The following is a 26,635-nucleotide window of genomic DNA, read 5'->3' on the forward strand; positions in this document are numbered from 1 at the left end:
GTGCCCGACAACCTGATCACCGCCGGTACGGTGGCGGTCTCGGCCGAGCCGACCGCCGCTGCGGTCTGCATCGGCGCACTGGCACCGGGCACGGTCGAGTGGCGGCCGCTCACGGTCGTCAACGACGGGACCCTACCGATGGACTTCGTCGTCACGGCCGTCAAGAAGGCCGGCATCACCGACTTCTTCAACGCGCTGACCTGCAAGGTCACCGCCGAGGACGGGGCGTTGCTCTACGAGGGCACGATGGCGGGCCTGCGCACGAACCCGGTCACGCTGCAGCCCGGCGCGCGCACGCAGGTGCGCGTGGGCGTCGGACTGCCGGCGTCCGCCGGCAACGACCTGGCCGGCGACTACGCGAAGCTCTCGCTGTACGTCGACGCCGAGCAGGTGAGGTAGGTGCGCGCCGTCCTCCGGCGCGTGGCGCTGGCCGTCGCCGCTGTCGCGCTCGCGGCGTTCGCGCCGACGCACCGCGTGATGCTCGTGGGCGGCGGTTCGATGGCGCCCGCGCTGGAGGCCGGCGACGTGGCGATCGTCCGCAAGGGCGCGGACGCGCACACCGGCGACGTGATCCTGTTCGGGCGCGAGGGGTACGGCCGCGTGCTCCACCGCGTGGTGGCGATGCACGCCGACGGCACGCTCGCGACACGCGGCGATGCCAACCCGAGCACCGATCGGGAACCGCTCGCCCGCGGGGCCGTGGAAGGCCGCGTCGTGGCGGTGGTCGCTGCCGGGAAGGCACGGCGCTGGGTCTCGGCATCCGTGCAGGATGCGGCCCGTGTCTGTGCTAGAATCCTGCCTCAATCGCATAGCGACAGGCAGTGACGGAGAGGCGCGCGAAGCCAAGCACGACGCACCGTCGCCAGGGAGGGCTCCCCACGACTGGAAGGGGCCCGGCGGGCGAGGCGAGCGCGGTTCACTCCACCAGCCGCGAACTGAACCGCCGGGCGCGATCGAGCGCGGCGCGTGTAGGGGAGCCGGAAGCCTCCGATACCAGGCCGAACCGGATGGGAAGTCCGGGCTTGAGCGGGCCGCGCACGATGCGGCCAACCAGGGTGGTACCGCGGGAGCCGGCTCCCGTCCTTGGGACGATACCGAGGGCGGAGGCCGGCTCCGTTCATTCGCACGGGACGAGGGAAGCGAGCGTCCATGGGCATGATCGAGGAACTGCAGGCCACGCGCGACGAGGGGCTCGCCGCCATCGCGGCCGCCGGCTCGACCGCGGCGCTCGACGAGGTGCGCGTGGCGTACCTCGGCAAGAAGGGGTCGCTGACCGGCGTGCTGCGAGGGCTCGGCGCCCTGTCCGCCGAGGAGCGTCCGGCCGCGGGCAAGGCCGCGAACGAGGTGCGCGAGGCGCTCGAGGCCGCGCTCGCCGCGCGCGGTGCCGAGCTCGGCGCGAGTGAGACCGCCGCGCGCCTGACCGCCGAGGCCGCCGATGTGACCCTCCCGGGCCGCCGTCGCGCGCCCGGGCACCGGCACCTCATCGACCGCATCGCCGCCGAGATCGTCGACATCTTCATCGGCCTGGGCTACCGCGTGGCCGAGGGGCCGCAGGTCGAGCTCGACTTCTACAACTTCACGGCGCTGAACACGCCGCCGGACCACCCGGCGCGCAGCCTGTCGGACACCTTCTACGTGAAGGACCTGTCGGGCGAGGCGGCCACGGCGGGCGGGCCGTCGGACGTGCTGCTGCGCACGCATACGAGTCCCGTGCAGGTGCGATACATGGAGGCGCACGAGCCGCCGATCTTCGTCGTGGCGCCGGGAAAGGTCTACCGCCGCGATGTCGCCGACCCGAGCCACCTGCCGCAGTTCTCGCAGGTGGAGGGCCTCGTGGTCGACGAGGGCATCACCTTCGGCGACCTCAAAGGCACGCTCGACCACTTCTGCAAGCAGATGTTCGGCGAGATGCGCCGCACCCGCTTCCGTCCGCACTTCTTCCCGTTCACGGAGCCGTCGGCGGAAGTCGACGTGAGCTGCGGTATCTGCGACGGCGCGGGCTGCCGCTTCTGCAAGGGCACCGGGTGGCTCGAGATCATGGGCTGCGGGATGGTCGACCCCAACGTGTTCGCGCACGTCGGAATCGACTCGGAACGCTTCACGGGCTTCGCGTTCGGCATGGGCGTCGAGCGCATCGCGTGCCTGAAGTACGGCGTGCCCGACCTGCGCGTGCTCGTCGAAGGCGACATGCGCTTCCTGCGGCAGTTCTGACGAACCTCCCGGACCGGAAGGGGTCTGTGTCGATATGCGTGTCTCGATGAAGTTGCTACGCGAGCTCGTGGACGTGACGCTCACTCCGCGTGAACTCGCTGACAAGCTCGACATGACCGGCACCGCCGTGGAGGCGGTGATCGAGAGCGGCAGCGTGCCCGACGGCGTGGTCGTCGGGCAGGTGGTCGCGAAGGAGCGGCACCCCGACGCCGACAAGCTGTGGGTCACGCGCGTGGACGTGGGCGCGGACGAGCCGCTGCAGGTCGTGTGCGGCGCGCAGAACTTCGAGGCCGGGGACAAGGTGCCGGTCGCGCTCGTGGGCACGACGCTTCCGAACGGGATGACGATCAAGGCCGCGAAGCTGCGCGGCGTCGAGTCGGCCGGCATGAACTGCTCCGCGCCCGAGCTCGGCGTGCCCGGCGACGGGTCCGGCCTGCTCATCCTCCCGGCCGACGCGCCCGTGGGCGTGCCGTTCGCCGAGTACCACGGGTCCGGCGACACCGTGCTCGAGCTCGAGATCACGCCGAACCGGGCCGACTGCATGTCGGTTGCCGGCGTCGCGCGCGAGGTCGGCGCGGTGCTCGGGCTGGACGCGCGCATGCCGGCGAGCACTCCCGAGGAGTCCGGCGAGCCGTGTGCGGCGCACGTCGGGGTGCGCATCGAGGATCCCGACCTGTGCCCGCGCTACACCGCGCGCCTGATCCGCGGCGTGAGGATCGGCCCGTCGCCGGACTGGCTCGCCGAGAAGGTCGCGGCGTGCGGCGCGCGCCCGATCAACAACATCGTCGACGTCACCAACTACGTGATGTTCGAGCTCGGCCAGCCGCTGCACGCGTTCGACGCGGCCAAGCTCGCCACCGAGGACGGCCGCGCGCAGATCATCGTGCGCCGCGCGCGCGAGGGTGAGCGCATGCGCACACTCGACGGCGCCGACCGGGTGCTCACGCCCGAGATGCTGCTCATCTGCGACCCGAACGGCGCCGTCGCGCTCGCCGGCGTCATGGGCGGCGAGAACACCGAGGTCTCCGAGGCGACCGTCGACATCCTGCTCGAGAGCGCGTCATTCGCTTCGGCGTCGACCGGGCGCACGAGCCGCTCACTCGGGCTCGTGTCGGAGGCGTCGATCCGCTTCGAGCGCGGCGTGGACCCTGGCGGCTGCGTCGCGGCCGCCGATCGCGCGGCGCAGCTGATGGCCGAGGTGTCGGGAGGCACGGTGGCGCCGGGCGTGGTCGACGAGTACCCGCGCGTGGCCGAGCCGCGCACCCTCGAGCTGCGCGTCGCGCGCATGAACGCGGTACTCGGAACGGAGCTGTCCGCCGACGACGCCGCCGCGATCCTGCGCCGGCTCGGGCTGACCGTGGACGGCGGCCCCGACGTCCTCACGGCCACAGTCCCGACCTTCCGCCCCGACCTCGAGCGCGAGATCGACCTGGTCGAGGAGGTCGTGCGCGTGTACGGCATGGAGCGCGTGCCCGGCACGCTGCCCGCGAGCCGCGGGCGTGCCGGCGGGCTCACGCGCGAGCAGCGCCTGCGCGAGCGCGCGGGAGAGGCGCTGCGCGAAGCCGGGCTGAACGAGACGATGACCTACTCGTTCATCGACCCGGCCGACCTGGGGCGCCTGCGCCGCGAGCCGGCCGAGGGCGACGCGGCCGTCGAGCTGCTCAACCCGATGTCGGTCGAGCAGTCGGTGATGCGTCCGACCATCGCGTGCGGCCTGCTGCGCTCGGTCTCGTACAACCAGCGCCGCGGCGTGCCCGACGTGCACCTCTACGAGATCGGCGCCGTGTTCGTCGGCGCGGACGGCCGCAAGCAGCCCAAGGAGCGCGAGGTCGTGGCGGGCGCGCTCGCGGGCGTGTGGGCGCGCCCAGCGTGGAGCGACCCGGCGGCCACGCCGAACTCGCCCGCCGGACTCGGCTTCTTCGACGGCAAGGGCGCGGTCGAGACGCTGACGGAGGCGCTCGGCGTCGCCACGTGGAAGGTGCGCGCGGCGGACCGCCCCTGGCTGCAGCCGGGACGCTCGGCCGAGGTGCTCGTCGGCGACGAGGTCGCGGGATGGCTCGGCGAGGTGCATCCGGACGTGTGCGACGCGTTCGAGGCGGCCGCGCCCGTCGTGCTCTTCGAACTCGAGCTCGCCGCGCTGCTGCGGGCGGCCGTGGATGCGGGCGACTACCGCGACGTGCCGCGCTTCCCGGCGGTCGAGCTGGACGTCGCGCTCGTCGTGGACGAGGACGTCACCTGCGAGCGGCTCGAGCAGTCGATCCGCGCTGCGGGCGGCAACTTGCTGGAGAGCGTACGGCTCTTCGACGTCTACCGCGGGAAGGGCGTGGCCGACGGGCGCAAGAGCGTCGCGTTCGCGCTCGCGTACCGTGCGCCGGACCGCACGCTGACCGACGACGAGGTCCGCGCCGCTCACGACAAGGTTGTGCGCAAGGTGAGCGGGGCGGTCGGGGCCGAACTGCGCGGGTAGAGCGGGCTGCGTTGCGTCCGCGTGCATGACGCGCCTGCGCGATGCACCGTCGCCGCGCTCGCGCCGCGCATCGGCACGACACGGTGGCGCATACTCTTGACATTCCATGCGTCAATGGTGCATGATTCCACCACGCATCCGACAACGAGGCGGTGGGACGCATGGTGGACGTGGCGATACTTGGAGCGGCGGGCTACGCGGGCGCGGAGCTGACGCGCCTCGTGCTCGGACATCCCCGCATGCGCCTGGTCGCCGTCACGTCCTCGCAGGACGCCGGCCGGAAGGTCTCGGACGTCTACCCGGCGCTCGCCGGCTGCGAGCTCACCTACGTAGCGCATGAGGCGGCCGAGTTCGCCTCCGCGCAGCTCGCGTTCCTCACCGTGCCGCATACCGCGGCGATGGCGGTCGCCCCGGGCCTGCTCGACGCCGGCGTGACGGTCGTCGACGCCTCGGCCGACTTCCGGCTCAAGGACGCCGCCGCCTACGAGGAGTGGTACGGCGTACCGCACACCGCGGCGCACCTGCTCGCCGACGCCGTCTACGGCCTGCCCGAGCTCGGCGGCCGGGACGCGCTCGCCGGCGCGCGGCTCGTCGCGTGCCCGGGCTGCTACCCGACCGCGGCGCTGCTCGCGATCGCACCGGCGCTCGCGGCGGGCATCGCCTCTCCTGACGGCATCGTCATCGACGCGAAGTCCGGCGTCTCGGGTGCGGGCCGCACCCCCTCGACCACCACGCACTTCGTCAGCGCGAACGAGGCGCTCAATCCCTACAAGGTCGCGGAGCACCGGCACACCCCCGAGATCGAGCAGGAGCTCGCACGGGTCGCGGGCGCGCCGGTCACCGTGACGTTCGTGCCGCACCTCGTCCCGATGACGCGGGGCATGCTCGTCACCGCGTACCTGCGGGCGGGCGTGGGCGCGCACGGCGCGGCGCAGGTCTACGCGGACGCGTACGCGGGCGAGCCGTTCGTCACCGTGCACCCGGACGGACGGATGCCCTCGACCGCCGAGGTGCGGGGGAGCAACCGGGCGCATCTGGGCGTCAAGCTCGACGAGCGCAGCGGCGTGCTCGTGGTCGCGTGCGCGATCGACAACCTGGTCAAGGGCACGAGCGGCCAGGCCGTGCAGTGCGCGAACCTGGCGCTCGGCATGGACGAGACGGCCGGGCTCGACCACTCGGTCCCGGTGGTGTGACGGCCATGGCTGCGACCTACGAGTTCGGGCACGCCGAGGGCGGCATCGTGGCGCCGGCCGGGTTCCTCGCGTCCGGTGTGGCCGCCGGCATCAAGAAGTCCGGCAAGCGGGATGTGGTCGTGCTGGCGGCGAAGGACGGCGCCGTGCCGGCCGCGGCGGTCTTCACCACCAACACGATGGCCGCCGCGCCGGTGCACCTGTCGCGGGCGAACGTCGCCGGCGGAACCACGCGCGCTGTCGTCGCGAACTCCGGCAACGCCAACGCGTGCACGGGCGAGCCGGGCGCGGCCGACGCCGCCGCGATGGCCGCCGCATGCGCGGACGCGCTCGGGTGCGACGCGGGCGAGGTCCTCGTCGCCTCGACCGGGGTCATCGGCGTCGCGCTGCCGATGGACGCGATGCTGCCGGGCATCGCCGACGCGGTCGCCGCGCTCGACGACGCGGCCGGGGACGCGGCTGCTGAGGGCATCATGACCACGGACACCTTCGTGAAGCAGACCGCGCTCACCGTGAGCGCCGGCGGCACGCGCTACACCGTCGGCGGCATGGCCAAGGGCTCAGGGATGATCCGGCCCGACATGGCCACGATGCTCGCGTTCGTCACTACCGACGCGCCGCTGACCTCGGCGGCGTGCGAGCAGGTCGTCCGCGCCGCCGTGGCCCGGACCTTCAACCGGATCACGGTCGACTCCGACACCTCCACGAACGATATGTTGCTGCTGATGGCCTCGGGCGAGGCGGGCGGCCCCGCGCTCGCGCCGGGTGACCCCGCGTGCGCGGACGCGTACGAGGCGGTCGCCGCGGCCGTCACCGAGGTCTGCGAGCGGCTCGCCAAGATGATCGTGCGCGACGGCGAGGGCGCCACCAAGTTCGTCACCATCACGGTCACCGGCGCCGTCTCCGAGGCGGACGCCGAGCGCGCCGCCTTCTCGATCGCCGACTCGCCGCTGGTCAAGACGGCGTTGTTCGGCGCGGACGCGAACTGGGGCCGGGTCGTCTCGGCGGTCGGCAAGTCGGGCGCGCAGGTGGATCCCGCGAAGCTCGACGTCACCTTCGCCGGCATCCCGACCTGCGTCGGAGGCACGGGCCTGGCGTTCGACGAGGACGCCGCTGCCGCGGCGCTCGCCGAGACCGACATCGACGTGGCCGTCGACCTGCACCTCGGGAGCGGCGAGGCCACCGTCTGGACCTGCGACCTGTCCTACGAGTACGTGCGGATCAACGGCGAGTACAGGAGTTGAGGAAGCCGTGATGAAGGACCTGCTGTCCAAGGCCGAGACACTCACCGAGGCGCTGCCGTGGATCAAGCGCGCCTGGGGCAAGACCGTGGTCATCAAGTACGGCGGCGCCGCGATGACCGACCCGGCGCTGCGCGACATGGTCGCCTCGGACGTCGTGCTGATGAAGCTCATGGGCATGAATCCCGTCATCGTGCACGGCGGCGGACCGGAGATCACGCAGTACATGGAGCGGCTCGGCATGCCCGTCGAGTTCGTCGACGGTCTGCGGGTCACCGACGAGGCGGCGATGGAAGTCGTCAAGATGGTGCTCGTCGGCAAGGTCAACAAGGAGCTCGTCGCCGCCATCAACGCGCACGGCCGGCTCGCCGTCGGCATCGCCGGCGACGACGCGAACCTCATCCGCGCCACGCAGCTCGATGCGCGGCTCGGGCGGGTCGGCGAGATCACCGCGATCGACACCACGGTCGCGACCAACCTCATCGAGGACGGCTTCGTGCCGGTCATCGCGAGCGTGGGCGCGGGCGACGACGGCGGCTCGTTCAACATCAACGCGGACTCGGTCGCCTCGGCGCTCGCCGTCGCGCTCGGCAGCGAGAAAGTCATCTTCCTCACCGACGTCGACGGCGTGTACGAGGACTTCGACGACAAGGACTCGCTGCTCTCGGCGATGCCGCTGTCGGACGCGAAGGCGCGCATCAGCGGCGATACGCTCGGCGCCGGGATGATCCCGAAGGTGCAGGCGTGCGTGGACGCGCTCGACGGCGGTGTGCGCCGGGCGCACATCCTGAACGGCAAGGTCCCGCACGCGCTGCTGCTCGAGGTCTACACCGACGAGGGCGTCGGCACGATGCTCACGCACGACGTGGAGCCGGCAGAAGAGGCGGTGCTCTAGGCCATGGGCGTGCTGTTCGACGCGGAGTCCGCACGGGACGCGGCGTTCCACCTGCCGACCTACGCGCGCAAGCCGGTCATGTTCGTGGTCGGCAGCGGGCCGAAGCTGTTCGACGACGCGGGTCGCGAGTACCTCGACTTCGTCGCCGGCATCGGCTCGGTGAACCTCGGCCACGCGCATCCCGCGGTCACCTCGGCGCTGTGGAACCAGGTCGCCAAACTCACGCAGGTCAGCAACCTCTACCACGTCGAGCACCGGGCCGAGCTGGCCGAGACGCTGTCGGGCCTGCTCGGCGGGGGCAAGGCGTTCTTCTGCAACTCGGGCACCGAGGCGTGCGAGGCCGCGATCAAGCTCGCGCGCAAGTGGGGCCGGTCGCGGAGGGGCGAGGGCTGCCACGAGATCGTGACGGCGATAGGGTCGTTCCACGGGCGGACGCTCGGCTCGCTCGCGGCCACCGGGCAGCCCGGCAAGAAGGCCGCGTTCGAGCCGTTGCCCGGCGGGTTCGTCCACGTGGCGCAGAACGACGTCGACGCGCTCGATGCAGCCGTAGGGCCGAAGACCTGCGCGGTCATGCTCGAGCCGGTCCAGGGCGAGGGTGGCGTTCACCCGTGCACGCCCGAGTACCTGAAGGCCGCACGCAAGCTCTGCGACGAGCGAGACGTCCTGCTCGTGCTCGACGAGGTGCAGACCGGCATGTGGCGGACCGGGCCTGCCTTCGCCCAGCAGGGTTACGGTGTCGAGGCCGACGTCACGTGCATCGCGAAGGCGCTGGCCAACGGCCTACCGGTCGGCGCCATCGTCGCGAAGGGCAGCGCAGCGGACACGTTCGAGCCCGGCGACCACGGCTCGACCTTCGGCGGCGGGCCGGCGATCTGCGTCGCGGCGCTCGCCACGATCGAGGCGCTGCAGGCGCAGCACCTCGGCGAGAACGCGATCGTGATGGGCGAGCGGCTGAGGGCCGGCCTGCGCGCGCTCCGGGACGTGACCGGCGCGGTGGCCGAGGTCCGCGGCGTCGGGCTCATGAACGCGATCGAGCTCACCGAGCCGATCGCGGCCAAGGTCGCCGCCGTCGCGCTGACCCAGGGCTTCGTCATCAACAGCATCGGCGAGCACGTGCTGCGGTTCCTGCCACCGCTCGTGATCGGCCCGTCGGAGATCGACGGGCTGCTCGAGGCGCTCCTCGGCATCATCGAGACCCAGGAAGGGGGCGCGGCCTGACATGACCGCCAACACGCTCGCCGGGCGCGACCTGCTCACGATGGCCGACCTCACGCCCGCCGAGGTCCGGCTCGTGCTCGATCGCGCACTCGCGCACAAGGACCTGTGGCCGCGCCGCGCCGCGCCGCGGCCGACGCTGGCCGGCAAGAAGGCCGCGCTGGTCTTCATGAAGCCGTCGCTGCGCACGCGCGTGAGCTTCGAGTGCGCCTGCGCGAACCTCGGCATCCACCCGGTGGTGCTCGGCCCGCACGACGCCTTCTCGCGCGAGGAGACCGTCCACGACACCGTGAAGACGCTCGAGCGGTACGTGGACGTGATCGTGCTGCGCACCTTCGAGCAGGCCCACGTCGAGGAGGTCGCCGAGCACGCCTCGGTGCCGGTCGTGAACTCGCTCACCGACGATCACCACCCCTGCCAGGGGCTCGCCGACCTCATGACGATCGAGGAGCGGTTCGCGAAGCTCGCGGGCCTGACGCTCGCGTACGTCGGCGACGGCAACAACATGGCCAACACCTGCCTGCTCGCGGGCGCGCTCACCGGCATGCACGTGCGGACGGCCTCGCCGGACGGCTACGCGCCCGCCGCGGCGGTCGTCGAGCAGGCGCGCGCGCTCGCGGAGGCGCACGTCACCGGCGCGACGATCGCTGTGGGCGCCGACCCGGCCGCCGCGGTCGCCGGCGCCGACGTGGTCGTGACCGACACGTGGGCGTCGATGGGCCAGGAGGCCGAGCACGCCGAGCGGGTCGCGGCGTTCGCGGGCTTCACGGTGGACGAGCCCCTGTTCGCGCAGGCCTCGGAAGGCGCCGTCTTCCTGCACTGCCTGCCCGCGCACCGCGGCGAGGAGGTCTCGCCCGGGGTGATCGACGGCGCGGCGTCGGCGGTGTTCGACGAGGCGGAGAATCGGCTGTGGGCGCAGCAGGCGCTGCTGTCGCTGCTGTTGGAGGGAAGCGAGTCATGACGAAGCGGAGCACGCGGCAGGACGCCCTTCGCGCCATCGTGCGGGGCGGGACGGTCCGTACCCAGCAGGAGCTCGTGGACCGGCTGCGCGCGCTCGGGTTCGAGTGCACGCAGGCGACGGTCTCGCGCGACGCGGCCGAGATCGGCCTGCGGAAGCTGCTGGGCGGCGGGTACGTGCTCGCCGAGGACCTGCACCTGCACCGGATGTTCGAGGACCTGGTGACGGGCGTGGTCCGCTCGCAGCAGCTGGTGCTCGTGAAGACGAGCGCGGGAGGGGCGATGGGCGTGGCGGCGGCGCTCGACGCGGGCGGCTTCGAGCACGTGCTCGGCTCGATCGCCGGCGACGACACCGTCCTGCTGATCACGGAGTCGGAGGCTGCGGCCGAGGGGCTCGTGGGGGCACTGAGCAGGTACGCACCGCGCCGGGGCTTTCGGCGCTGAAGGAGATGAGGGAAGGTACCGTGGCTGACAGGGAGAAGTGCGTTCTGGCCTACTCGGGCGGGCTGGACACCTCGGTGGCGATCCGCTGGCTGCAGGACAACAAGGACGTCGACGTGATCGCGCTCGCCATCGACGTGGGCCAGGAGCGCCAGGACCTCGAGTTCGTGCGTACCAAGGCGCTTTCCATCGGCGCGATCGAGTCGATCGTGACCGACGTGCGCGAGGAGTACGTCGAGGAGTTCCTGTCGCGGGCGCTGAAGGCCAACGCGCTCTACGAGAACAAGTACCCGCTGGTCTCGGCACTGTCGCGGCCGATCATCGTCAAGCACCTCGTCGAGGCGGCGCACAAGCACCAGGCCAGGTACATCGCGCACGGCTGCACCGGCAAGGGCAACGACCAGGTGCGCTTCGAGGTCGGCATCGCCGCGCTCGACCCGGATCTCGTGGTGCTCGCGCCCGTGCGCGAATGGGAGCTCAAGACGCGCGAGCAGGAGATGGAGTGGGCTTCAGAGCGCGGCATCCCGGTGCCCACGACCAAGGAGAACCCGTACTCCATCGACGACAACATCTGGGGCCGCGCCATCGAGTGCGGCGTGCTGGAGGACCCGTGGGTGGAGCCGCCGGCGGACATCTACACGCTCACCAACGACGCGCGCACCGACGCCGGTGATGAGGCCGAGTACTGCGTGCTGACCTTCGAGCAGGGCCTGCCGATCGCCTACGACGGTGAGGTGATGAGCTTCCACGACATCATCGAGAAGATGAACGACATCGCCGGGCGGCACGGCTTCGGGCGGATCGACATGATCGAGAACCGGCTCGTCGGCGTGAAGTCGCGCGAGATCTACGAGGTTCCCGGCGCACTCGCGCTCATCACCGCGCACAAGGCGCTCGAGGACCTGTGTCTGGAGCGCGAGGTGCTCCACTACAAGCTCGGCATCGAGCAGAAGTGGGCCGAGCTCGTCTACACCGGCATGTGGTTCTCGCCGCTCAAAGAGGCGCTCGACGGCTTCATCGACACCACCCAGAAGCTCGTCACCGGCGACGTGCGGCTGCGCTTCTTCAAGGGCTCGTGTGTGACCGTGGGCCGGCGCTCGCCCTACTCGCTGTACGACTACGACCTGGCCACCTACGACGAGTCCGACTCGTTCGACCATGCCGCGGCCAAGGGCTTCATCGACCTGTGGGGCCTGCCCGTGAAGGTCTGGGCGCGGGCGCGGCGCAAGGTCGGCAAGGAAGGCGAGGTGTAGCGCGATGGCGGCGTTCGGCATGCCCGGAGGGTCCGAGTGGCTGATCATCCTGCTCACGGTGCTGCTCGTCTTCGGACCGGCGGTGATCGTGTTCTTCGGCGGGTACTTCGTCGGCAAGGTGCGCGGCAGGGCCGAGGCCGCGGCGGCGGCGCGCGGGATGCTCGCGGAAGCCTCGACCGCCCCTGAAGCGCCGACTGCCGCGACCGCCCCCGACGCCCCGGACTCCGAGGAGGCCACCGATGACTGACGCTTCCACGCCCTGGGGCGGCAGGTTCGCCCGCGACCCGGACGCGTTCGCGCTCGAGTTCGGCGCGTCGCTCCCGGTCGACCGGCGCATGTGGGCCGAGGACATCGCCGGCTCGATGGCGCACGCGCGCATGCTCGCGGCGACCGGCATCATCACCGACGCCGACGCCGACGCCATCGTGGCCGGGCTGCGCGACATCGCCGCCGAGATCGAGGACGGCGCCTTCGTCTGGGACATCGCCGACGAGGACGTCCACATGGCGATCGAGAAGGCGCTCACCGAGCGGGTCGGGGAGCCGGGCAAGCGGCTGCACACCGCCCGGTCCCGCAACGACCAGGTCGCCACCGACACGCGGCTGTACGCGAAGGCCGCTGCCCTGCGGCTGCACGCGGCGGTGGGCGCCGTGCGCGCGACCCTGCTGACGCTGGCCGGCTCGCACCTCGACATCGTCATGCCGGGCTACACGCACCTGCAGAAGGCACAACCGGTGCGCTTCGGCCATCACCTGCTCGCGTACTTCTGGATGCTCACGCGGGATGCGGAGCGGCTGCGCCATGCGTACGACGCGGCCGACTCGATGCCGCTCGGCAGTGCCGCGCTCGCCGGCACCACCTTCCCGATCGATCGCGCGATGACCGCGCGAGCGCTCGGGTTCGCGCACGTCGCGCCCAACTCGATGGACGCCGTCTCGGACCGCGACTTCCTGCTCGACCTGACCTACGCGTGCGCGGTTGCGATGACGCACCTGTCGCGCCTGTGCGAGGAGCTCGTGCTGTGGTCGAGCGAGGAGTTCGGGTTCGTCACGCTCGACGACGCGTGGGCCACGGGCAGCTCGATCATGCCGCAGAAGAAGAACCCCGACTTCGCTGAACTGGTGCGCGGCAAGACCGGCCGGGTGTACGGCGACCTGACGGCGCTCCTCACGGTCCTGAAAGGCCTCCCGCTCGCCTACAACAAGGACATGCAGGAGGACAAGGCCGCGGCGTTCGACGCGATCGACACGCTCGAGGCGTCGCTGCGCGCCGTCGACGGGATGCTGTCGACGATGACGGTGAACGCCGAGCGGATGCTCGCCGGCGCGCACGGCGGCTTCATGGCCGCCACCGACCTCGCCGACCACCTCGCCGCTGCGGGCGTCCCGTTCCGCGAGGCGCACGAGGTCGTCGGGCGGCTCGTGCTGCAGTGCGAGCGCGAGGGCCGCACGCTGCAGGACCTGACCGTGGGCGACCTGCGGTCGGCGGATCCGCGCTTCGGACCAGATGCCCCCGGTGCGGTCGACGTGCGCGCGATGGTGGCGCGCCGCAGCAGCGCGGGCGGCACCGGCGACGAGGCCGTCACGGAGCAGATCGCGCTGGCCGAGGCCGTCTTGGGTGCGGACGAGGAGTGGCGCGCGGCCGCGGGGTGACGCGCTCGGCGGCTACGGCACCGCGGCGGGGTCTTGTCGGGCAGTCGCTTCGTACCACGCCGACGCCGCGGGCGACCACCTGCCCGTCCGCGCTTCGCCGTCGTTCGTCGCGTGCGCGCGGGTACAATAAGGAAGTTGAGCCCGGAGCCGCTAAGACTCTTTCACCATAGTGTGACGCGGCTCACATACAGCCAGGCCGTTTGTGGCGATACTGATGAAGGCGACGTGTGCGCACGCGTCTCGTTTCGGGTTCCTGCATGACCGGCGGAGGTCATCTGGGAGAGTGAGGGGTCGGATGTCCAGGCGAAGGTGGTCCACGGTAGCGGCGACCTGTGTCGTGATGCTGGCATGCATCACGGCGGGCGCGGTGGCGGCAGGCGCGTCGCCCGCACCTGTGCCGGCCGGCGGACGCCGGCCCGAGACCCCCGCCATATCAGGCAGGTACGCGGTCTGGGCCGACCGTCAGGGCGGTTCGTACGACATCCTCATGTTCGACGCCTACACCCGCGTCACGCAGGCCGTGAGCTCGTCTTCCGCCGACGAGATCCAGCCCGCGATCCAGGGCGACCGCGTCGTGTACGCCACCTACGCCAACGGTGACGCCGACATCTACCTCTACGACATCCCGTCGGGCATCGTCAGCCCCGTGTGCGTGGCGGCCGGCGACCAGATCAACCCCTCGATCTGGGGCAACACCATCGTGTGGGAGGACTACCGCAGCGGGTACAACCCCGCGATCTACGGCTACAACCTCGCGACCCGCAGCGAGTTCCTGGTCGAGAGCGGATACAGCAGGCCGAAGAAGCGTCCGAAGGTCGCTGGCGACCTCGTGGTATGGGAGGACTACTCCGGGCAGGCCGGCGGGCGCATGGACGCCGACATCCGAGTGAAGAACCTCGCCGCCGGCACGTACGCCACGCTCACCGGCACCGGCAGCAACGAGCTCGTCCCGGCCACCGACGGGCGCTACGTCGTCTGGGCGCAGGCTGCGGCCAAGGGCCTCGACATCAGGGCGTACGACACGGTGACCGGCGTCTACACCGACGTGCGCAAGCAGGTGGGCGAGCAGACGTTCCCGACGGTGGGAGATGGCGTCGTCTACTGGATCGACAACTCCGGCGGTCCGCGCCTGCACGCGGACGCGTACTCGCTGCCGCTGCGGCGCAACCTGGCGTTCGACGACCGCGGCACGGGCGACATCGGCGCGATCACGGCGCAGGGTTCGGGCATCGCATGGCTCGAGCGCAACGCGAACCGCTGGCAGGTCCGCGTGCTCGCCGGCTGGTCGCCGATGGCGGCCTCCGGCCTGAGGAGCGCGGCCTACACCTGGTCGCCGACGCGCATCCGCGCGGCCACCCCGGTCGATCGCACGGCGCCGACGGTCGCCTCGACATCAGTGCGCCAGGGCTCCGTGAACGTGCGAGCCGGCGAGTTCACGCTCTACTTCTCCGAGGCGCTCGACAAGGCGACCGCCGAGTCCGGCGTGCGCCTGACCGACGCGAGCGGCTCGGACGTCTCCGCCGAGGTCACATACTCGGCGGCGCGCAGGTCCGTCACCGTTCGCCCGCGCCTGACGCTCGCGGCGGGCAGCTACGCGCTGCGCGTCTCGCCCGTCGTGCGCGACCGCGCGGGCAACGCCGTCGGCACCGTGCCGCCGGTGACGTTCTCCACCGGCCCGAAGCTGGCCGACACCGTGCCGCCGTCGACGCCCGACCGGCCGGTCGCGCGCGTCGAGGGTCTCACCAGCGTTACGGTGTCGTGGCGCGCCTCGGTCGATGACGTGGGCGTCATCGGCTACCGCGTGTACCGCTACATGTGGGTGACCGGCACCCCGTCGCAGGTGGCGAGCTACACCGGCTCGCAGTGTTCGACGTCGATCGCGAACACGGCCACGGAGACCGTGCCGGCGAAGTACACCTACTACTACGCGATCCGTGCGGTGGACGCGTCCGGGAACGTGAGTGCGACCTCGGCGCTCGCCTCGCCGGACCCGCACGGCACGTACGTGAGCGGCTACCAGGTCGCGAACTGCCTCAACTGCCACTCGGTGCACGGCTCGGTGAACAACACCGGCGCGCTCGGCGCCAAGACCGCGGCAGCGTGCTACGAGTGCCACGGCGCCACCTCGGGCACACGCATCTGGGGCTACGGGTCCACCTACGACACGCAGGGCAACTTCGGGGACGACTCCGTCATCGCGACGTATGGTCCGCTCTACGTGAACCGCTACGTGCACCGCAACTCGTACATGGCCGCCATCCAGCGCGAGTGCGACTCGTGCCACACGCCGCACCGCCGACCCGCGACCACCGGACCCGATCCGTCGCCGGGCAATGCGTACAACAAGCTCTTGCGCACCCAGCTGACGACGCCGTCGGCGACCTACCGCTACAACTCGTACACGACCGCTGTGGCCAACACCTTCTGCTTCGACTGCCACGGCAATGGGACGACCGACGACGCAGTGACGAAGATCGGCATCGTCGGCGGCGCCACCGCGTACACGAACGCGGGCGGCGACCACCGGACGACCTGGAATCCGGTGTACAACCGGCATGCCGACGTGGCCTATGTGGCGTCGACCAGCAGCAACCCCGGTATCCAGTGCGAGGCGTGTCACGACCAGCACGGCAGTCCCGCCGACGCTCTGCTCGGCATCTACAGCACGACGGACGGCAAGTCCTACATCGGCTCGGTCGAGATCACCGCGAACAACTTCTCGGTGTGCTACGGCTGCCACACGTCGGCCACGGTCGCCAAGTCCGTGACCGCGTCGGGCTATCCGGTCGACGGCGGCTGGCCGGGCAAGGCCGTGTACACGACGCCGTACAACGCGGGCACGAACACCGGCTCGATGCACGGCACCGGCTCGCCGAACGCCACGAGCGCGACCTACCCGGCGCCGGGCGACTGCCGCATGTGCCACGACATGCACGGCACGGCGAACCGCTACGACATGCTCGTGGGTGGCACCACCACGACCCCGAACTTCTCGCCGGGCTCGGCGACGTTCTGCTTCGCGGGCTGCCACGACGGCTCGCGCGCGGTCGTGGACGACGACATCAAGCGGTACTGGCCGGTCGCCGCCGGCGGCACGAGCGCCGACGCGCGCTCCGGGCACCGGACGCTGTCGAACGGCGTCCTGCCGGCCGGCAGCGCGATGCCGTGCTACTACTGCCACAACCCGCACGGCTCGGCTTCCGCGTACGGCCTGCTGGTCATCACTCGCTCGGCGGGCGCGACACTCACCATCGGTGACGCGGCCGGCGAGATCGTCATGACGAGCACGCCGACCGCTGCCGCGGTCCGTCAGTTCTGCTTCACCTGCCACACGACCGCCATCGGCAACACCGGCTGGAACGGCTCGGCGATGGCCTCAGTCACCGCGCCGGCGCTGGTGGCCGGGATCGACCGCACCACCTACAGCGCGAGCGGCGCGCATCTGTGCCTGCCGCCGGTCAACGGCCACTACCTCGCCGACACGGCCTCCTGCTACTCCTGCCACGGACGCGACTACGCGACCGCGACCTCCAACAACGTCCACAACCCGTCCGGCGGCAGCTCGAGCGGCGGGTCGAAGTGCTACTCGTGCCACAACTGGCAGTCGTCGATGGAGACGACCTGGGGCGCGACGCGCACGAACACCTACCACCATGCGCTGGGTAGCAACACCGCCTCGGGCGACGTCGCGCCGAACACGGGCGCGTACCCGACCAACCCGCAGGACGTCCACTGCGTGAGCTGCCACACCGACCACAACTACTTCAACTCGCCCGCGAACCCGGCCGCGAACCTGCGCCAGGACGCCACGAACTCCAACGGGTCGGTGACCACCAACTCCGACTTCATGGCCACGAACAACCAGGGCGTGTGCCTGAGCTGTCACGTCAACGTGCGCACGCGCGACAACGTGAACCAGAAGGCCGACGCCGCGCGTCCGACGCTTTCCGCGATCAACGGCGCCGACTACAAGGGCAGTTCCCACCAGTACATGGTCACGGGGACGGTGGGCGGTCAGAACTTCTTCGCCAACTGCGCGAAGTGCCACGACGACGAGCAGGACGCCGGCTCGATGTTCACGAGCACCTACAAGTTCGGCACGCACTACTCGGCCGAGCGCAACATCCTGTCCGCTCTCGGCGGCTCGCTCGTCGACCCGCTCGAGCAGAACGAGTGCTTCATCTGCCACCGCGGCGACGTGGCCGGCAACGACTACTACGGCGCCAAGGCCATGTCACAGGCGGGCCGCCGGATCGAGACCGTGTTCAAGAAGGCGTCCAGCCACCCGGTGACGTCCAACGCGTCGGGCTCGAACGTGGCATGCGTGGGTTGCCACAACGTCCACGAGGAGTCGCCGGCCTCGAAGGTCTCGTCTCCGACCGACATGTACACGTCCGTGGGCTACAGCACCGACGCCGAGAAGAACGCGTTCTGTCTGAACTGCCACGACGGCAGCGCCCCGGCCGCCCGCGTGACCTCGCCGACGCTCGTCATGACGCCGACGCTGATCGCCGCGGGCCGCGCCCCCTACGTGGACCAGGACAACTACCAGGCCGAGTCGCACTGGATCGCCCACGACTCGATCGCCACGACCGAGACGCAGGCCTGCGACAAGTGCCACGACAACCACGGCTCGGCCGCTCCGAAGCTGCTCGGCGGCTACCAGGCCGCGAGCAACGTGAACACGATCGCGGCGCTGACCGTCACCGCCAACGACACCGGCGTGTGCGCGGCGTGCCACAACGCCGCCGCCGTGAACTTCCCGGCGCAGTCGAGGCCGTCGCTGACCGCGTCGTTCTACCCGACCGACGGCTCGTGGCCGGGCATGACGACCTACGCGGCGCGCTCGCCGCACTCGACCGCGACCGCCAACATCCTGTGGCCGGACTTCCAGGCCTCCAACCCGTACGCGTCCGGTGACTGCAAGCAGTGCCATGAGGTCCACGGCACGGAGAACCCGCTCGACGAGTTGCGCGGCACGGTGTCGACGAGCACCTACGTGCCGGGTACCTACACCTTCTGCTTCACCTGTCACGACGGGGCGCCCGCCGGTACGAACATCAAGGGCCTGTACCCGGCGTCCGCCGGCGGCAACTCGGCCGACTCCGGCGGCCGCGCCGGGCACAAGACGATCTCGACCACCGGCACCGTCATCGCCGGCGGCCAGGCCGTGCCGTGCTACGCGTGCCACAACCCGCACGGCTCGGGCGAGACCACCTACGGCCTGCAGGTCGTGACGCAGTTCAACGGCACGACCGTGACCGTCGGTGACACCACCGGCGAGATCGACATGGGCACGGCCGCCGGCGTGCGCCGGTTCTGCTTCGCGTGCCACGCCAGTTCCGTGGGCAACACCGGCTGGAACGGCTCGGCGTGGACCTCGGTCACCGCAGCGGACCGCGCCGTCGGGTTCAGCCGCATCACGTCGCAGCCAGCCGGCTCGGCGACCGGCCCGCACCTGAGGCTGCCGATGGTCAACGGCCACCTCGTGGGCGACACGGCGAGCTGCTACGGCTGCCACGTCGACCCGCACGAGCCTTCGGGTGGCATCTCCAACGGCGGCACGCCGTGCTACCAGTGCCACCAGTGGCAGTCGTCGATGGAGACCACCTACGGCGCGACGCGCACGAACACCTACCACCACGCGCTGGGCAGCAACACCGCCTCGGGCGACGTCGCGCCGAACACGGGCGCGTACCCGACCAACCCGCAGGACGTCCACTGCGTGAGCTGCCACACCGACCACAACTACTTCAACTCGCCCGCGAACCCGGCCGCGAACCTGCGCCAGGACGCCACGAACTCCAACGGGTCGGTGACCACCAACTCCGACTTCATGGCCACGAACAACCAGGGCGTGTGCCTGAGCTGTCACGTCAACGTGCGCACGCGCGACAACGTGAACCAGAAGGCCGACGCCGCGCGTCCGACGCTTTCCGCGATCAACGGCGCCGACTACAAGGGCAGTTCCCACCAGTACATGGTCACGGGGACGGTGGGCGGTCAGAACTTCTTCGCCAACTGCGCGAAGTGCCACGACGACGAGCAGGACGCCGGCTCGATGTTCACGAGCACCTACAAGTTCGGCACGCACTACTCGGCCGAGCGCAACATCCTGTCCGCTCTCGGCGGCTCGCTCGTCGACCCGCTCGAGCAGAACGAGTGCTTCATCTGCCACCGCGGCGACGTGGCCGGCAACGACTACTACGGCGCCAAGGCCATGTCACAGGCGGGCCGCCGGATCGAGACCGTGTTCAAGAAGGCGTCCAGCCACCCGGTGACGTCCAACGCGTCGGGCTCGAACGTGGCATGCGTGGGTTGCCACAACGTCCACGAGGAGTCGCCGGCCTCGAAGGTCTCGTCTCCGACCGACATGTACACGTCCGTGGGCTACAGCACCGACGCCGAGAAGAACGCGTTCTGTCTGAACTGCCACGACGGCAGCGCCCCGGCCGCCCGCGTGACCTCGCCGACGCTCGTCATGACGCCGACGCTGATCGCCGCGGGCCGCGCCCCCTACGTGGACCAGGACAACTACCAGGCCGAGTCGCACTGGATCGCCCACGACTCGATCGCCACGACCGAGACGCAGGCCTGCGACAAGTGCCACGACAACCACGGCTCGGCCGCTCCGAAGCTGCTCGGCGGCTACCAGGCCGCGAGCAACGTGAACACGATCGCGGCGCTGACCGTCACCGCCAACGACACCGGCGTGTGCGCGGCGTGCCACAACGCCGCCGCCGTGAACTTCCCGGCGCAGTCGAGGCCGTCGCTGACCGCGTCGTTCTACCCGACCGACGGCTCGTGGCCGGGCATGACGACCTACGCGGCGCGCTCGCCGCACTCGACCGCGACCGCCAACATCCTGTGGCCGGACTTCCAGGCCTCCAACCCGTACGCGTCCGGTGACTGCAAGCAGTGCCATGAGGTCCACGGCACCGAGAACCCGCTCGACGAGCTGCGCGGCACCGTATCGACGAGCACGTACGGCCAGTCGAGCGCGACGTTCTGCTTCACCTGCCACGACGGCGCACCGGCGGCGGACGACATCAAGTCCAAGTTCCCGAACACGCTCGGCGGTACGAGCACGGGCGCGCGTTCAGGCCACCGGACGATCAGCACGACCGGATCGGTTCTCGCCGGGGGCGCTCCGATCCCGTGCTACGCGTGCCACAACCCGCACGGCTCGGCCGAGATCACATACGGCCTGCTCGTCGTGACGCAGTTCAGCGGCCCGACGACGGTGGTGGTCGGCGACGGCGCCGGTGAGATCGACGTCAGCACCGACGCAGGCGTGCGCAAGTTCTGCTTCGCGTGTCACACCACCGCGATCGGCAACTCGGGCTGGAACGGCTCGGCGTGGACGTCGGCCGTCGCAGGCATCAAGGCCCTCGGTTTCGACCGCTTCACGCAGTCGAATCCCGGCCAGGCGGTCGGTCCGAAGCTCAGGCTGCCGATGGTCAACGGCCACTACCAGAACGACACGAAGAGCTGCCTCGGCTGTCACAGCGACGTGCACGAACCCACGGGCGGTGGCTCCAACGGCAACCTGCCGTGTTACGGATGCCACGCTTGGAAGGCCGAGATGGACGCCACCGGCGCGAACAAGACGGTCAACTTCCACCACGTCATGGACAACGGCGTGGGCGGCGGTGATGCTGCGCCGGGCAACGCGACGACGTATCCGGTCTCTGCGTCCGCGGTGCAGTGCGTGTCCTGCCACACCGACCACAACTACTTCAACGGCTCGTCGGTCACGAGTCCGTCGGCGAACCTGCGCTCGTCGCTCGGCACCCAGCCCAGCGGTTCGAGCCCGGGCACGAACACGGACTTCATCCCAGCGGGCACGCCGAGCTACGGCATCTGCCTCGACTGCCATGACACCGCGTTCACGAAGGACACCGCGAACCAGAAGTCCGGAGGCTCGACCGATCTGCCGGCGATCAATCCGATGAACTACGCGGCGTCGGCGCACAGCTACACTGTGAACACTACCTACGGTGCGAGTTCGATCTTCCGGGCGAGTTGCTCGAAGTGCCACGACGACGAGAACGACGCCGACTCGAAGATGACGGGGACCTACAAGATCGGGACGCACTACTCGAACGAGAGCAGGCTGGCCAAGGCGCTGGGCATCATCAACGCCGGGCCGGGTGACACCAGCGAGGAGAACCTCTGCTGGAGGTGCCACACGAACGCGAACGCCGGCAAGGACGGCTACGGTCAGCGGCCCATGAGCTCGGCGGCCGCATCGATCGCGCAGGTGATGACGAGCACGCTCGGCACGTACCGCCACAACGTGGCAAACACGGCTCGGGTGCGCCGTCACACGATCGAGGAATCGGTCGCCGCACCTGCGAACGTCGCCAGCACCACGGCGAGCGCCGGCTGGTGGGGTGCGTCGAACGGCAACCTCCACGTCGAGTGCGAGGACTGCCACAACGTCCACGAGGCGCGCGTCGGCACGTACATGCTGAACAACTCCAACGCTGACGAACGCCGCAGCGTGGCGGTCACCATCTCGCTCGCCAACAAGGGCGTGTGGGGCGTCAACATCAACGGCGCGGCGAGCGGCGACTGGGGAGGCGTGGGCGCGTTCGGCTCGCGGATCATCCCGCAGTACGACAAGGTGGCGGAGTCCGCGTACGAGTGGCAGCTGTGTCTGAAGTGCCACAGCAAGTACGCATGGGGCAACCAGACCATTCCGACCGTCATCACAGGTGGCGCGCCGACGACCCACGGCACCGCCGGCATCACCTCGCCGGTCGTCATGACCGACGTCGGAGCGGACTTCAGCCCGAAGCAGTTCGCCATCCACCCGCTGTTCGCGCCCGGCAAGAACCAGCCGACGACAGCGACGATCACCTACAGCAAGGCCTCCGGTGCTGTGTGGTCGGACGTGATCGTGTGGAACACCAGCCCGGCGCGACGGAGCATCACCCCGTCCAGCGGCCTCGACCACGCGTTCGTGGACGGCTGGAGGGCGAACAGCCGGGTCACCTGCTCCGACTGCCACGGATCGAGCGCGGTCAACGCGCTGACCGACGGTCCGCACGGCTCGGCGAACCGCTGGATGATGTCCGGTCTGAACACCGGCATCAAAGTGACCATCACCGGCGGTACGGTCGAGTACGCGAACAGCGCGCTCGGTGCGACGGCGCCCGACAACTTCTGCATCAACTGCCATCGCTCGAGCGTCTACGGCACCGGCGAGAAGGGGTTCCCGGCAGGCGTCCAGGACGGCGAAGCGCTGTCGCGAGTCGGTCACAGCGGCGCCGGCCTCCGCGACGCATGCAACGACGGCACGCTGCTGCCGATGGCCGGATTCGGGTGCTGGGCGTGTCACGGCGCGAACAACACCGACGGTGAGCCCAAGAACGGCAACATCCACGGGAACAGCATGGCGCCGGGCGACAACAACAACAGCGACGGGACCATCACGAGCGGCGGGGCGACCAACGACCCGATGGGATACCGCTTCATGAACGGCGGCGCGTGGGAGTCGCGCATCATCGCGGCGACGTCGGGCAACTTCACCTGCTACTGCAACACCAACGCCGACAGCTACTCGTCATGCACCCAGCACGCCAGCACGAGCGGCGCACCGAACTACTACTACGCGCTGCCGACCAAGTAGGCGGCCGCGCAGCCGGAAGCACAGCGTGGCGAGGCCGGCGCATCTGCGCCGGCCTCGTCGTTTCCCCGATGACGCATGGGGAGGGCGCTACGGGGTGAGCTCCTCGATGCGCCGCTCGGCAGTCTTCGCGTCGGGGCCGTTCGGATCGACGCGCAGGTAGGTGTCGTAGTACCGCAGCGCCGTGGAGGTGTCGTCCCTCGACTCTGCGAGCTGCGCGAGGGGGATGAGCGAGTCCGGGTAATCGGCAAGGGTGCGGAACGTGGCGCTTCGCAGGATGATGAGGCCGTGGTCGTACGCCGCGGATGCCTCGACAGCACGGTCTGAGGCGGTCAGCGAGTCGCCGAGGTACATCCAGGCATCGGGGTGCTCGTGCGCCTCGGTGATCCTCCGGTACGCGTCTGCCGCTTCTCCGTAGCTGCGGGCGTTGTACAGCGCGTCGGCCATCGCGAAGTCGTAGTAGTACGCGTCCACCACGCCCTTTGCGCGCGGGATGAGTTCGAGCGCCTCAGCGTGCCTCCCGCGCGCCCCGAGTTCGCGAGAGAGTTGCAGCCATCCGTATGCGTACGACGGGTCGAGGGCGACCGCCCGGTCCACGGATGAGGCGCCGTCCTTCGCGCTCAGCGAGAGCACCTGCGCGCGGCCGAGCCCGAACCACGCGGCCGGCTCGTCGGGCGATGCCTGGACGGCGGAGAACCAGGGGGTCATCGAATCACCCCCGGTCCTCTCCGCGTACAGCGCATCTCCCATGTAGGTCCAGCGAGCCGGGGGCGTGGGTTCGCTGAGCACTGCCGGCTGGATGAGTCCGAGCACGACGACCTGCTCGAGCCACTTGTACTGCAGAGGCAGGTAGTCACCCTTCACCGACGCGGCGAGGGTCACCAGATCGGTGCGCAGCCCACGCCCGCCGAACTCGACCAGCAGTCTGCGCGGGCCGTCCGCCGCCGCTGTGAGCCCCTGGGCGTCGAGCATCGGGGGAAAGTAGTCGGTGTCGATGTCGAGCAGCACGGGCTCCGGAGGCGCGACGAACTCCGTCAGGGGAACGATGGTCACCTCGACGCCGAGGAGCGTGCCGGTCACGGCGGTTCCTGACGTCTCGAATGTCGCGGCGTCGCTCGCCGGGTAGCCCTGCTCCGTGAGCCATGACCGCCATGCGGTGCGGCCTTCGTCACCGGAGCCCTTGTCCGCGGGCACCACCCACACGATGCGCTCGACGATGCCGGAGCTCGCGGCCGCATACAGGTAGTCGCCGAGGTTGTACGCGCCGCCGACGCTCGTATCGTCCCGCAGCGCCGCCACGGCCGTTGCGTCGCCGCTCTCGACCGCGCGCCTCAACGGCTGCAGGCGCTCGCCCGAGATCGCGCGGAAGTCGTCGTGCGCATCCACGTGCACGACCGTGCGGCCACGCACGCCATAGGCCGTCCAGACGGGAAGCGCCGCGCTGTGGTCCTCGAGGACGCGGACGCGCTCGGCGGGCATGCTGTCGACGGCGACGCGGTACGCTGCGGGCGCTCGGTCGCGACACCCCGCCGCGGCGAGCGAGAGTATCAGCGCAACTCCCGCTACGAGCGCAGATGCTGCGTAGGCGCTAGGTCTGGGCCCATGCTCGGACGGTATAATCGGACCGGTGAGCTGATGCCCCCCTGGCGACTGGTGCATGGATGAACCTCGATCCCCGTAGGATCACGCAGCTGTTCGCGTCGAGACGCCTGGCGACATCGCTCATGGTCTCGTGGATGGCCCTGCTGCTGATCTGGGTGGTGCCGTTCCAATTCTACCGCCTCACCGAGGCCGAGGTCGCCAACATCGTCCTTCGGGAGCGCTTCTTCCACATCGTCTACGCGCTCGTCGTCGTCTCCCTGTCCTTCTGCATGCTCCAGCGTCTTGGTCCGGTGATACGCCGCGCCGCGCGCCTGCCCGGCGCGGCGCCGTCCGGGGGTCCCGCGCCCGTCAGGGTGGAGGGCGCGTACGAGGCCGCGCGCGCAGACCGCGCGCTCGCGGACGCCGGCTACGCCACCCGCGTCGTCCGGCCGGAGTGGGCATGGGGCACGCGCAACCGCTGGTCCGGCCTCGGCACGATCGTGTTGCACGTAGGCATACTGCTCGTGATGTTCGCCGCGGTCCCACAGCTCGACGCCCGGCGGAACTTCGTCGGCAGGGCGGTCGTTGCGGAGGGGGAGACCTTCGACGGCGCGGCGGCGTCGTACAACAGCGTCGATACCAGCGCCCCCCCGCCAGCGCTCTCGTTCACCCTGGACCGGGTCACGGCGGCGTTTCACGAGGACATCCTGCTGTTCACAAGGCTGGACGGGGCGGTCCGTGATGCGAACGACAAGCGGCACACGGTCAAGGTGAGCGCCCCTTGGATCGCGGGACCGGCCACCGCGGTCGCCCTCGAGGACTTCGGCTACGCGCCGATCGTCGAGGTGTCGGCGCTCGGGAAGAGCAAGGCGGCGGTGTACAAGATGAAGGTCTTCCCGCCGGGCACGGAGGATAGCCTCGATGTCCGACTGGACACCCCGAGTGACTACAGGATCTACCTGAAGGTCCTGCCCGACTACGTCGATCGCGGCGGGTCCGCCGGCTCGAAGTCGTTCAACCTGAGCAACCCGAGGTTCATCGTGACCCCTGCACGCATCCTCGCCGATCGGACCGATCGCAGGCTCGGTGAGCCGCTGACGGTGGGCATAGGCGAGCCCGCGCGCGCGCAGGAAGTGACCGTCACGGTCAAGGGAGTGCGCACCTACGGTGTGTTCCGCGTGACGTCCTCTCCTAGCGCACCGTTCCTCATCGCGGCTCTGGCCTGTCTGGGGATCGGCGGTGCGGTGCGTGCGCTGTTCCCGCGCTCGGAGGCCGTCATCAGGTCGTCCGAGGGCGCGGTCGAAGTGGCCGCGACCGTGGATCTGTACCGCGGTGCGGAGCGCGCTGCAGTCGGGCGTCTCGCCCGTTGCTGGGAGGAGGCCCGGTGAGCGCGCTTGCCTTCGCACACCTCGCGTTCCACTGGGCGGCGCTGTCCGTCCTCGTGGTTGCGGCTGCCGCGCCCTTCGTCCCACGGTCGGCGGAGAGGGCGGATGCCCTCCTCTACGTGGCGACAGGCCTGCTCACGGCCTCGATCGCGGTCAGGTGGCTCGTCACAGGGCACCCACCGATATTCGGCACCTTCGAGAACGGCATGGCGTCCTCGTGGTTCGTGTGCGCCGCGGTCATCGCGGCCCGCGGCGGCCGGTGGGGCGTGCCTGAGGGCCTGCGCAGGCTCTTCCTGCCGTGGGCACCCGCGCTGCTGGCGTACGGCTCGTTCTTCCAGTCGGAACCGCTGCCGCTCACGATCTCCGAACGCAGCCTCATCATCGACCTGCATGCGCTGCTCGCGTGGGCAGCGTTCACGGTACTGCTCGCGGGCTCGACCGCCGGAATCGCGATGCTGGTCCCGGGTGCTGGCGGCGACGACTCGTGGAGCGACTTCGCATTCGGTACGGCGG

The 26,635-nt window shown here is 70.4% G+C and carries 16 protein-coding genes; 15 read left to right on the forward strand and 1 reads right to left on the reverse strand.

What is annotated here, in order from left to right:
* Positions 1 to 399: 399 nt before the first annotated feature.
* The 13 genes from FDZ70_00245 to FDZ70_00305 all read left to right on the forward strand — a co-directional run bounded on the left by FDZ70_00245 (position 400) and on the right by FDZ70_00305 (position 23,159).
* Entirely contained in the window at positions 400 to 825 is a 426-nt protein-coding gene (locus FDZ70_00245; protein TLM80523.1) for a signal peptidase I, read from the forward strand.
* A gap of 324 nt (positions 826 to 1,149) precedes the next feature.
* The gene (pheS, locus tag FDZ70_00250) at positions 1,150 to 2,211 is read left to right on the forward strand and encodes a phenylalanine--tRNA ligase subunit alpha (GenBank protein TLM80524.1); all 1,062 of its coding nucleotides are present in this window, start codon (positions 1,150 to 1,152) and stop codon (positions 2,209 to 2,211) included.
* Between the two features lie 34 nt (positions 2,212 to 2,245).
* Positions 2,246 to 4,678, forward strand: a complete 2,433-nt coding sequence (locus tag FDZ70_00255) for a phenylalanine--tRNA ligase subunit beta (protein ID TLM80525.1) — start codon at positions 2,246 to 2,248, stop codon at positions 4,676 to 4,678.
* 161 nt (positions 4,679 to 4,839) lie between these two features.
* On the forward strand, positions 4,840 to 5,871 hold the full coding sequence (locus FDZ70_00260) for an N-acetyl-gamma-glutamyl-phosphate reductase (protein TLM80538.1): 1,032 nt from the start codon (positions 4,840 to 4,842) through the stop codon (positions 5,869 to 5,871).
* Between the two features lie 5 nt (positions 5,872 to 5,876).
* A complete protein-coding gene (gene argJ / locus FDZ70_00265; protein ID TLM80526.1) occupies positions 5,877 to 7,112 on the forward strand; it encodes a bifunctional glutamate N-acetyltransferase/amino-acid acetyltransferase ArgJ in 1,236 nt (411 codons plus the stop codon).
* A 10-nt stretch (positions 7,113 to 7,122) separates the two neighbouring features.
* Positions 7,123 to 8,004 (forward strand): acetylglutamate kinase, encoded by an 882-nt coding sequence (gene argB / locus FDZ70_00270; protein ID TLM80527.1) that lies wholly within the window; start codon positions 7,123 to 7,125, stop codon positions 8,002 to 8,004.
* A gap of 3 nt (positions 8,005 to 8,007) precedes the next feature.
* Positions 8,008 to 9,222 (forward strand): aspartate aminotransferase family protein, encoded by a 1,215-nt coding sequence (locus tag FDZ70_00275; protein TLM80528.1) that lies wholly within the window; start codon positions 8,008 to 8,010, stop codon positions 9,220 to 9,222.
* A 1-nt stretch (position 9,223) separates the two neighbouring features.
* Entirely contained in the window at positions 9,224 to 10,180 is a 957-nt protein-coding gene (gene argF, locus FDZ70_00280) for an ornithine carbamoyltransferase (protein ID TLM80529.1), read from the forward strand.
* Positions 10,177 to 10,620, forward strand: a complete 444-nt coding sequence (locus FDZ70_00285; protein TLM80530.1) for an ArgR family transcriptional regulator — start codon at positions 10,177 to 10,179, stop codon at positions 10,618 to 10,620. The genes argF and FDZ70_00285 overlap by 4 nt, the downstream gene beginning before the upstream one ends.
* A gap of 5 nt (positions 10,621 to 10,625) precedes the next feature.
* On the forward strand, positions 10,626 to 11,870 hold the full coding sequence (locus FDZ70_00290) for an argininosuccinate synthase (protein ID TLM80531.1): 1,245 nt from the start codon (positions 10,626 to 10,628) through the stop codon (positions 11,868 to 11,870).
* A gap of 4 nt (positions 11,871 to 11,874) precedes the next feature.
* On the forward strand, positions 11,875 to 12,117 hold the full coding sequence (locus FDZ70_00295; GenBank protein ID TLM80532.1) for a hypothetical protein: 243 nt from the start codon (positions 11,875 to 11,877) through the stop codon (positions 12,115 to 12,117).
* Complete coding sequence (argH, locus tag FDZ70_00300; protein ID TLM80533.1) at positions 12,110 to 13,522, forward strand: argininosuccinate lyase; 1,413 nt, start codon at positions 12,110 to 12,112, stop codon at positions 13,520 to 13,522. The genes FDZ70_00295 and argH overlap by 8 nt, the downstream gene beginning before the upstream one ends.
* Before the next feature lie 214 nt (positions 13,523 to 13,736).
* Positions 13,737 to 23,159: a hypothetical protein gene (locus tag FDZ70_00305; protein ID TLM80534.1), complete on the forward strand. Its 9,423-nt coding sequence runs from the start codon at positions 13,737 to 13,739 to the stop codon at positions 23,157 to 23,159.
* A gap of 87 nt (positions 23,160 to 23,246) precedes the next feature.
* Here FDZ70_00305 and FDZ70_00310 read toward each other — a convergent pair whose 3' ends face one another.
* On the reverse strand, positions 23,247 to 24,815 hold the full coding sequence (locus FDZ70_00310; GenBank protein ID TLM80535.1) for a hypothetical protein: 1,569 nt from the start codon (positions 24,813 to 24,815) through the stop codon (positions 23,247 to 23,249).
* A 2-nt stretch (positions 24,816 to 24,817) separates the two neighbouring features.
* On the opposite strand from FDZ70_00310, the gene FDZ70_00315 reads away from it, so the two are divergent.
* Positions 24,818 to 26,125: a cytochrome c biogenesis protein ResB gene (locus tag FDZ70_00315; GenBank protein ID TLM80536.1), complete on the forward strand. Its 1,308-nt coding sequence runs from the start codon at positions 24,818 to 24,820 to the stop codon at positions 26,123 to 26,125.
* Positions 26,122 to 26,635 (forward strand): hypothetical protein (locus FDZ70_00320; GenBank protein ID TLM80537.1); only part of this gene is annotated, 514 nt, incomplete at its 3' end. The genes FDZ70_00315 and FDZ70_00320, both read left to right, overlap by 4 nt.

It is taken from the genome of Actinomycetota bacterium, assembly GCA_005774595.1.
Taxonomy (GTDB): domain Bacteria; phylum Actinomycetota; class Coriobacteriia; order Anaerosomatales; family D1FN1-002; genus D1FN1-002.